This is a genomic window from Streptomyces sp. NPDC054863 (assembly GCF_053610825.1).
The window spans coordinates 1-8844 of sequence record NZ_JBSGZD010000322.1 but is presented as its reverse complement, the minus strand read 5'-3'; the positions used below and the strand labels follow the sequence as shown (position 1 = coordinate 8844).

The window sequence follows — 8844 nt, the reverse complement described above, 5'->3', positions numbered from 1 at the left end:
CTCCTGGAGGAGTCGCAGCCGGGCCGCCGCGTAGCCGCTGGGTCCCGGGGGATTGCTCTCGTCGGTCTCTTCCACACTCGTCACCCAGCAGCTCCCAATTCCGTACGACAGGGTTACAGCGCGTCAGGCCCGCGCTCGCCGGTCCGTACCCGGACCGCCGTCTCCACCGGGACGCTCCACACCTTGCCGTCGCCGATCTTGCCGGTGCGGGCCGCCTTGACGACCACGTCGATCAGCTGCTCGGCGTCCTCGTCCTCGACGAGGACCTCGATGCGGATCTTCGGTACGAGGTCGACGGTGTACTCGGCGCCCCGGTAGACCTCGGTGTGTCCGCGCTGGCGGCCGTAGCCGCTGGCCTCGGTCACCGTCAGGCCCTGGACCCCGAAGGCCTGGAGCGCCTCTTTGATCTCGTCGAGCCGGTGCGGCTTGACGACCGCCGTGATCAGCTTCATGCGTCCACCTTCTTGCTCGCTTCTGCGGTCGGGCCGGGTACCGGGCCGTTGCCGGGGGTACGGGGGGCTGCGCCGCCGCCCGCTCCCGTGAAGTCGTACGCGGTCTCGGCGTGCTCGGTCTGGTCGATGCCGGAGACCTCTACGTCCTCCTCGACCCGCATGCCCATGATCTTGTCGATGGCGAAGGCGAGGAGCGCGGAAACGATCAGGGAGTAGGCGAGGACGGCGAAGACGCCGATCGCCTGCTTGCCGAGCTGTTCGAAGCCGCCGCCGTAGAAGAGGCCCTTGGCGTCGGACTGTACGCCGCCGGTCGCGAAGAGGCCGACCAGCAGCGAGCCCAGCACACCGCCGACCAGGTGGACGCCGATGACGTCCAGCGAATCGTCGTATCCCAGCTTGTACTTGAGGCCCACGGCCATCGCGCACACCACACCGGCGACGACGCCGATGGCGATCGCGCCGAGCGGCGAGCAGGAGCCGCCGGACGGGGTGATCGCGACGAGGCCCGCGACCGCACCCGACGCCGCGCCCAGCGTGGTGAACGCGCCGTGCCGGATCTTCTCGTACGCCAGCCAGGCGAGCATCGCCGCCGCCGTCGCGACCTGGGTGTTGACGAACATGACCGCGCCCACGCCGTCGTCGTTGCCCAGCCACGAACCGGCGTTGAAGCCGAACCAGCCGAACCACAGCAGCCCCGCCCCGAGCATCACCAGCGGCAGGCTGTGCGGGCGCATCGGGTCCTTCTTGAAGCCGACCCGCTTCCCGATGACGAGGATGACGCCGAGGGCCGCCGCACCGGCGTTGATGTGGACGGCCGTGCCGCCCGCGAAGTCGATGACGCCCAGCTCGAAGAGCCAGCCGCCCGCGCCCCACACCCAGTGCGCGACGGGGAAGTACACGACGCTCACCCAGAGCACGACGAACAGTGCCCACGCGGTGAACTTGACCCGGTCCGCGAGCGCACCGCTGATCAGTGCGGGCGTGAGGACCGCGAACATCAGCTGGAAGACGGCGAAGACGTATACGGGGATCGTGTAGCCGTCCCACAGCTCGGTGACACCGATGCCGCTCAGTCCGACGAAGTCCGAGCTCCAGCCGATGACGGAGCCGATGTCGTCGCCGAAGGCGAGGCTGAAGCCGAAGAGCACCCACAGGATCGTGACGATCCCGAGGCTGATGAAGCTCATCATCAGCATGTTCAGGGTGGATTTGACCCGGACCATGCCTCCGTAGAAGAAGGCCAGGCCGGGTGTCATCAGCATCACCAGGGCGGAGCAGATGAGCATGAAGCCGGTGTTGGCTGCGGACAGCGCGGGTGCGTCCGCGGCGAGCGTCACCGGCAGCCCGGAATGCGTCCAGGAAGTCATCGCGTCTGTCGTGATGCCTGGGGGCATCGGCGTCTCCTCGTCCTCGGGGCGGCCAGTACGGGGTGGCTGGTTATGGACCCAGAGAGTGGCGGAGCGCGGTTTCGGCGGATGGAGCTGGATGTTTCGCGGCAGTGACGATGACGACCTGTGTGTTACGCGGAAATGAACAGTCGGATCACGCGTGTGCGGTACGTGCACACGCGCGTGGGCCGACCGCGACAGCTGCCCCGGTTGCCTGGCGCGGGGGAGCCGAGTCGGGCTTCATGGGGTGACTGTCGCGGCCGGGTCTGTGGGCCCGCACGGTCCGCCGGAGGGGTTACACCGCTTCGGCGGCTTCGGGCAACTGTGCTCCCAACTGGTCGGTGAGGTCGTGGACTTCGGCAACGTCGCCGAATTCGCGGACGGCGCCCTCGACCGTCTTGCGGAGCCGGTTGTTGACCCGCTCGGACCTGACCTTCCCCGCGACGGTCAGGGCCTGCTGGGAGTAGCGGACGGCCTGCTCGGGCTCCCCCTTGAGGAGGTGCACGGTGGCCATGCCGATGAGATTCAGCGCGTACGACCGCTGGTGCTCGGTGTCCTTCCCGAAGAGCTGTACGGCGCGCTCCATGACGGGCTCGGCGAGTGAGGCGTACGTCGGGCTGCGGCCGGCCACGTAGGCGAGGTCGCGGTAGGAGTGCGAGTTCTCGCCGTTGAGTTCGGCCTCGGAGAAGAAGCGGATCCAGTCGGGGTCCTGCTCGTCGTCGAGTCCGGCGTCGGTGAAGGTGTCCTCGGCCATCCGGACGGCCCGCTTGCACTTGCTGGGCTGGCCCATGTTGGCGTACGCCCGGGCCTCCATCGCATACAGCATGGCCTGGGTGCGCGCGGTGGCGCAGTCGCGGCTGCCGTACTGGGCGAGGTGGACCAGTTCCAGTGCGTCGTCGGGGCGCCCGAGGTGGATCATCTGCCGGCTCATGCTGGACAGGACGTACGAGCCCAGCGGCTTGTCGCCCGCTTCCTTGGCGGCGTGCAGGGCGAGCACGAAGTACTTCTGGGCGGTCGGCTGGAGTCCGATGTCGTAACTCATCCAGCCCGCCAGCTCGGCCAGTTCGGCCCCGCACCGGAACAGCCTCTTCGAGGTGGCGGTGGACTGCGGCTCCTGGAGCAGGTCGGTGACCTCGTGCAACTGGCCGACGACGGCCTTGCGGCGCAGTCCGCCGCCGCACTGGGCGTCCCACTGGCGGAACATCACGGTGGTCGATTCCAGAAGCTGCAGCTCCGGCTCGGACAGCCTGGAGGGCCGGCGGGAGGTGGCGGACGACTCGGTGGGTCCGGGGTCGCCCGCCGTCGAGGGAACCAGCCAGCGCTGCATCGGCTCGATGAGCGCGGGCCCCGCCGACAGGGCGAGCGAGGAACCGAGGAAGCCCCGGCGGGCCAGCATCAGGTCGCTGCGGGAGAACTCGCTGAGCAGCGACACGGTCTGCGGCCCGGCCCACGGCAGGTCCACGCCGGACACGGACGGTGACTGGTGCGCGGCACGCAGGCCGAGGTCCTCGATGGCGACGACGGAGCCGAAGCGCTCCGAGAACAGCTCGGAGAGGATGCGCGGGATGGGCTCGCGCGGGTTCTCGCCGTCCAGCCAGCGGCGCACCCGGGAGGTGTCGGTGCTGATGTGGTGGGCGCCCATCTGCCGCGCCCGGCGGTTGACCTGGCGCGCCAGCTCACCCTTGGACCAGCCGCTGCGCGCGAACCACGAACCGAGCTGCTCGTTCGGGCGCTTTCCAGCGTTTCCACCACTAGCGGTGTTGCCGCCCACGGGAACGCCCCCATTCCGTCGCCCGGAGCGGGCCGCACACCGCGCTCCGGAAATCTTGTGCGTACACACATCCTCCGTGTGAACCCCATACAGAATGCCGCGAGTTGGGCCCTTCTGTCCGGAGAATGCGCCCCCTCGAACGGGAATCCGGCTTGCCTCCGGCATACCCATGAATGCACGCACCTCCGGGGTCCATGCACCGAAAGTAATCCTACGATCACCCCTCCGGCGAGGGCACTTACAGAAACGCCACCATTCGCCACCCCTCCGAGTGAACTCGCCTGCGGGCAGGCGCGATTCACTTGACACAGGACGATCAGGAGCAGGCGGACCGACGCACGCCGGAGCGTACGCCGCAATCCGCACCACCCCGGATGTCCCGGTGCGCCGCCGAAGCCGGATCGACGGCGACACCGACCCGACGGCAGCATGACGGAGTGTCATCGACTCGCTCCATGTCGTAACCACCGGCGAGTTCGACCCGTTGGAGGGGGCATGGGCTTCACGATCGGCGGCATCCGGGACATGCGCTCCGGCACACGGCGCCGCAGCCGTACGTCAGAGGGCACAGCGGTGGCGGAGTACACCGGACTGTGGGGCTGGGACGTCGTCCCGGGAGCGAGGGCCGCCGCGGGCGTCTGCTCCTGCGGCGACACGTCCTGCGGGGCGCCGGGCGCCCACCCCTTCGACTTCGCGGAGGTGGTGCCCGCGGGGGCGACGCTGGACGAGGTCACGGCGGCCTGGGCACAGTTCCCGGGAGCCTCGGTGCTGTTGCCGGTGGGCAGGTCGTTCGACGTGCTGGAGGTGGCGGAGGCGGCGGGCCGGCGGGCGCTGGTCCGGCTGGAGCGGATGGGCATTCCGCTCGGCCCGGTGAGCGTGACGCCGGACGGCCGCGCGCACTTCTTCGTCGCTCCCGGCGCGGCCGCGGCACTGCCGGAGCTGCTCTACCGGATGGGCTGGGACGACGCGGCCCTGGACCTGCGATGTCTGGGCCCGGGCTCGTACGTCACCGCTCCCCCGTCGGACCACGCGGGCCTGGGCCATGTCCGGTGGCTGCGCCCGCCCTCCCTCGACACGGCGTCGAAGCCCCCGCAGGCACGGCTGCTGCTGGGCACGCTGGCGTACATCTGCCACCGGCATCTGGCCTGAGCGGCGGTACGCACCCCGGCCGGCCGGCAGTACGCACCCAGACCGAAGGGCCCCCACCGCATCTGCACCATGCGGCGGGGGCCCTTCTTCGTGCGCGAGGTCGTACGAGACGTGAACGGCTCGTACGGAAGCCGGGGTTCAGTCCCCGATCAGCGCGTCCACGAACGCCTCCGGCTCGAACGGAGCCAGGTCGTCCGCGCCCTCGCCGAGACCCACCAGCTTCACCGGTACGCCCAGTTCACGCTGGACTGCGATGACGATGCCGCCCTTGGCGGTGCCGTCGAGCTTGGTCAGCACGATGCCGGTGATGTCCACGACCTCCGCGAACACCCGCGCCTGGACCAGGCCGTTCTGCCCGGTGGTGGCGTCCAGGACGAGCAGGACCTCGTCGAGCGGGCCGTGCTTCTCGACGACGCGCTTGACCTTGCCGAGCTCGTCCATGAGCCCGGTCTTGGTGTGCAGGCGGCCGGCCGTGTCGATGAGCACGACGTCGGCGCCCTCGGCGATGCCTTCCTTGACCGCGTCGAAGGCGATCGACGCCGGGTCGCCGCCCTCCGGGCCCCGGACCGTACGGGCGCCCACCCGGTCGCCCCAGGTCTGGAGCTGGTCGGCGGCGGCGGCGCGGAAGGTGTCGGCCGCGCCGAGCACGACCGAGCGGCCGTCGGCGACCAGGACCCGGGCGAGCTTGCCGGTGGTGGTGGTCTTGCCGGTGCCGTTGACGCCGACGACCATGACGACGCCCGGGGTGTCGACACCGCTCTCCGTCTTCACGGCGCGGTCGAAGTCGGTGCCGAGGAGGTTCAGCAGCTCCTCGCGGAGCAGGTTGCGCAGTTCGTCGGGGGTGCGGGTGCCCAGGACCCGGACGCGCTCCCTCAGCCGCTCGACGAGCTCCTGGGTGGGGGCGACGCCGACGTCCGCGGTGAGGAGGGTGTCCTCGATCTCCTCCCAGGTGTCCTCGTCGAGGTTGTCGCGCGAGAGCAGCGTGAGCAGGCCCTTGCCGAGCGAGTTCTGGGAGCGGGCGAGCCGGGCGCGCAGCCGGACCAGGCGGCCGGCGGTGGGCTCGGGCACGTCGAGCACGGGCGCTTCGGGCACCGGCTCGACGACCGGCTCCTCGACGGCGACCGGCGCGTCGGGGGCCTCGGGGAGGTCGACCTCCTCGATGGTGCGGCGCGCTTCGTCCTTCGGCGGAGCGGCGTCCTCGCCGACCTGAGGTTCGGCAGGCGGGGCAGTGAGGGGCGGCGTGCTCGGCGGCGCCGAGGGCGGCAGCTGCTTCTTCTTGCGGCTGCTGACCACGAGCCCGCTGATCGCGCCGACCGCGACCAGGGCGATGAGTCCGATGAGTACGGCAAGAGTGAGGATGTCCATAACCCCCCCAGTATCGGCCACCAGGGATCTGAGCACCCTCTTTGGCACTTCCTCCAAGCGACATACCCCTTTTCCGGGGCGCAGTCGGGTCAAAGTACGATGGTCGAGCCCGTATCCACGCGCGTAGAGTCCAGACCGATCACTCCCCCACCGGCTCGCAACGTCGCGCGCCGAGCGAGAGGCACGGAACCCCCACACCATGAGCACCACAGCCGAACCCACTGCCGCCCCCGAAGGCACGGTTGAGACCCGAGGGCTCGAACCGGTCCCCGACAACGAGCGCAACGGTCACGTCCGTGAGCTGTTCCCGACCTGGGTGGCGGCGAACATCAGTGTGCTGCTGCTCACCATGGGCGCCGGGCTGATCGTGTTCAACGGCCTCAACTTCTGGCAGGTGCTGGTCGTCGCGGTCACCGCGCCGATCGTCTCGTACGGCCTGGTGGGCCTGATCTCGATCGCCGGCAAGCGCGGCGGCTCGCCCGGCATGGCGCTCTCGCGGGCGGTCTTCGGCCAGCGCGGCAACCTCTTCCCCGGTTCGCTGATCTGGGTGGCCCGCTGGGGCTGGGAGACGATCAACGCGGTCACCGGTGCGTACGCCGTCCTGACCGTGCTCGACCTGCTCTTCGGTGTGAAGAGCAACACCACTCTCGTGGTCGTCACCCTGCTCCTCTTCGTGGCCTGCACCTTCGTCGTGTCGGGTCTGGGCATCAACGCGCTGCGCGTCTGCCAGAAGTGGTCGACGTACCTCTTCGGCGTCTTCAGCGTGCTGGTCCTCGTCTACCTGATCGCCAACACCGACTGGTCGTCCGTCTTCGCCAAGCCCGCAGGGTCCACGGCGATGCTGATCGCGGGCATCGGCACGATTGCCGCGGGTGGCATCAGCTGGGTCCCCTCCGGCCCCGACTTCACCCGCTACCTGCCGCGCAACGCCTCCTCGAAGGGCATGGTCGGTGCGTCGATCGGCGGCGCCGGCATCGTCGTCCTGCCGATGGTCCTGATGGGCGCGGTGATGGCGGTCTCCACCCCGAACCTGGCGAGCGCGCAGGACCCGGTGTCCTTCATCGGTGAGCTGCTGCCGATGTGGATCTCCGTTCCGTACCTGGTCATCGCCCTGATCGGGATGCTGCTGATCAACTCCATGTCGATGTACTCGGCCGGTTTCACCGCGCAGACCCTCGGCATCAAGGTGCCGCGCGCCTGGGCGGTCAGCGTGAACGCGGTCATCAGCCTGATCTTCGGCTTCCTGCTGATGGTGGTGGCGACCAGCTTCATCGGCTCGTTCATCTCCTTCCTGACGCTGCTCGCGGTGGCGTTCTCGGCGTGGATCGGCGTCTTCGGCGTCGACATGCTCAAGCGCCGTTCGTACGACGGCGAGGCGCTGATGGACACCACGCGCACCAGTGCGTACTGGTACAGCGGGGGCTTCGCCTGGTCCGCGATGACCGCGTGGGGCGTGGCGCTGGTGGTCGGTCTGCTCTTCACGAAGGTCGAGTGGTTCACCGGCCCGCTGGCCACCACCTGGCTCGGCGCGAACGGCCTCGGCTGGGTCGTCACGATCGTCGCCGCGGGCGTCCTGTACGCGGTACTGCCGCGCTCGCAGGCGCCTGAGGCCCACGAATCCCGTGAGGCCGAAAGCCTGTCCATCTGACACCTCGTCAGCTAACGTCCCCCTTCGCCATTCCCACACCGGCGGAGGGGGACTTCGCGTCATGGCCTACTCAGTGGTCCGGTTCAATCTGGTCGAGCCCGATGCGACCCCCGCCTCTTTGAGGGCGCGGTACGGCGCCGCGCTGGAGATGGCCGCGTACGCCGACGAGCACGGCATCGACACGGTCCAGACGGAGGAGCACCACGGCGCCGCCAACGGCTGGCTGCCCTCCCCCTTCGCCTTCGCGGGCGCCGTCTTCGGCGCGACGCAGCGGATCGCCGTCACCGTCTCCGCGATCATCGGCCCGCTGTACGATCCGCTGCGCCTGGCCGAGGACATCGCCGTGCTCGACCTGCTGAGCGGCGGCCGGCTGGTCACGGTCGCGGGGATCGGCTACCGCCCCGAGGAGTACGAACAGCAGGGCGTGGAGTGGGGGCGGCGCGGCAAGCTCCAGGACGAGCTCCTCGAAACCCTGCTCAAGGCCTGGTCGGGCGAGCCCTTCACCTTCCGGGGCCGGACCGTCCGCGTCACCCCGCGCCCGTACACCCAGCCGCATCCGATGCTTCTGGTCGGCGGCAGTTCCAGGGCGGCGGCCCGGCGCGCGGCCCGGCTCGGCCTGCCGTTCTTCCCCAGCGCGCACCTGCCGGAGCTGGCCGCGTACTACGAGGAGCAGTGCGCGGCGCACGGCACCCGGGGCTTCTGCATGATGCCCGGCGCTCGGACCCCGCTGCTGCACCTCAGCGAGGACCCGGACCGCGCCTGGGCGACGTACGGAAAACACTTCCTGCACGAGGCCAGGACGTACGCCTCCTGGCAGTCGAAGGACATCCGCTCGGCGGTACGTTCCTCCGCGAGCACCGTCGAGGAGCTGCGCGCCGAGGGGGTCTACCGGATCCTCACGCCGGAGCAGTGCGCGGGCCTCGACGCGAGCAGTCTCGTACTGCATCCCCTGTGCGGCGGGATGCCGGTCGCCGAAGGGCACGAAAGCCTGCGCCTCTTCGCCGCTGCGCTTTCCCGGGGGACAACCCCCGGACCCCCGGCCTGAAAAGAGCGCTGCCCCGGCTCAAGGAA

Annotated in this window: 7 protein-coding genes; 3 read left to right on the top strand and 4 right to left on the bottom strand. The window is 69.9% G+C overall.

Features of this window, described 5'->3' with window-relative positions; all coding sequences use genetic code 11:
• Nucleotides 1-113: 113 nt before the first annotated feature.
• From ACWGIG_RS33710 to nsdA, 3 genes are all read right to left on the bottom strand, one after another.
• Nucleotides 114-452, bottom strand: coding sequence for a P-II family nitrogen regulator (locus tag ACWGIG_RS33710; protein ID WP_069170469.1), 339 nt, complete (start codon nt 450-452; stop codon nt 114-116).
• Complete coding sequence (locus ACWGIG_RS33705; RefSeq protein WP_453325501.1) at nt 449-1846, bottom strand: ammonium transporter; 1398 nt, start codon at nt 1844-1846, stop codon at nt 449-451. The genes ACWGIG_RS33710 and ACWGIG_RS33705 overlap by 4 nt, the downstream gene beginning before the upstream one ends.
• Before the next feature lie 289 nt (nt 1847-2135).
• The gene (nsdA, locus tag ACWGIG_RS33700) at nt 2136-3611 is read right to left on the bottom strand and encodes a transcriptional repressor NsdA (protein WP_453325500.1); all 1476 of its coding nucleotides are present in this window, start codon (nt 3609-3611) and stop codon (nt 2136-2138) included.
• Nucleotides 3612-4106: 495 nt separating this feature from the next.
• Here nsdA and ACWGIG_RS33695 point away from each other — a divergent pair, with 495 nt between their 5' ends.
• Entirely contained in the window at nt 4107-4760 is a 654-nt protein-coding gene (locus ACWGIG_RS33695; protein WP_453325499.1) for a bifunctional DNA primase/polymerase, read from the top strand.
• Between the two features lie 138 nt (nt 4761-4898).
• Here the strand turns inward: ACWGIG_RS33695 and ftsY are convergent, their stop codons facing one another.
• Entirely contained in the window at nt 4899-6125 is a 1227-nt protein-coding gene (gene ftsY, locus ACWGIG_RS33690; protein ID WP_453325498.1) for a signal recognition particle-docking protein FtsY, read from the bottom strand.
• A 199-nt stretch (nt 6126-6324) separates the two neighbouring features.
• Between ftsY and ACWGIG_RS33685 the strand changes: the two genes are divergently transcribed.
• Both ACWGIG_RS33685 and ACWGIG_RS33680 read left to right on the top strand, forming a co-directional pair.
• Nucleotides 6325-7773: a cytosine permease gene (locus tag ACWGIG_RS33685; RefSeq protein ID WP_453325497.1), complete on the top strand. Its 1449-nt coding sequence runs from the start codon at nt 6325-6327 to the stop codon at nt 7771-7773.
• Between the two features lie 61 nt (nt 7774-7834).
• Nucleotides 7835-8818: an LLM class flavin-dependent oxidoreductase gene (locus ACWGIG_RS33680; protein WP_453325496.1), complete on the top strand. Its 984-nt coding sequence runs from the start codon at nt 7835-7837 to the stop codon at nt 8816-8818.
• Nucleotides 8819-8844: the final 26 nt, after the last annotated feature.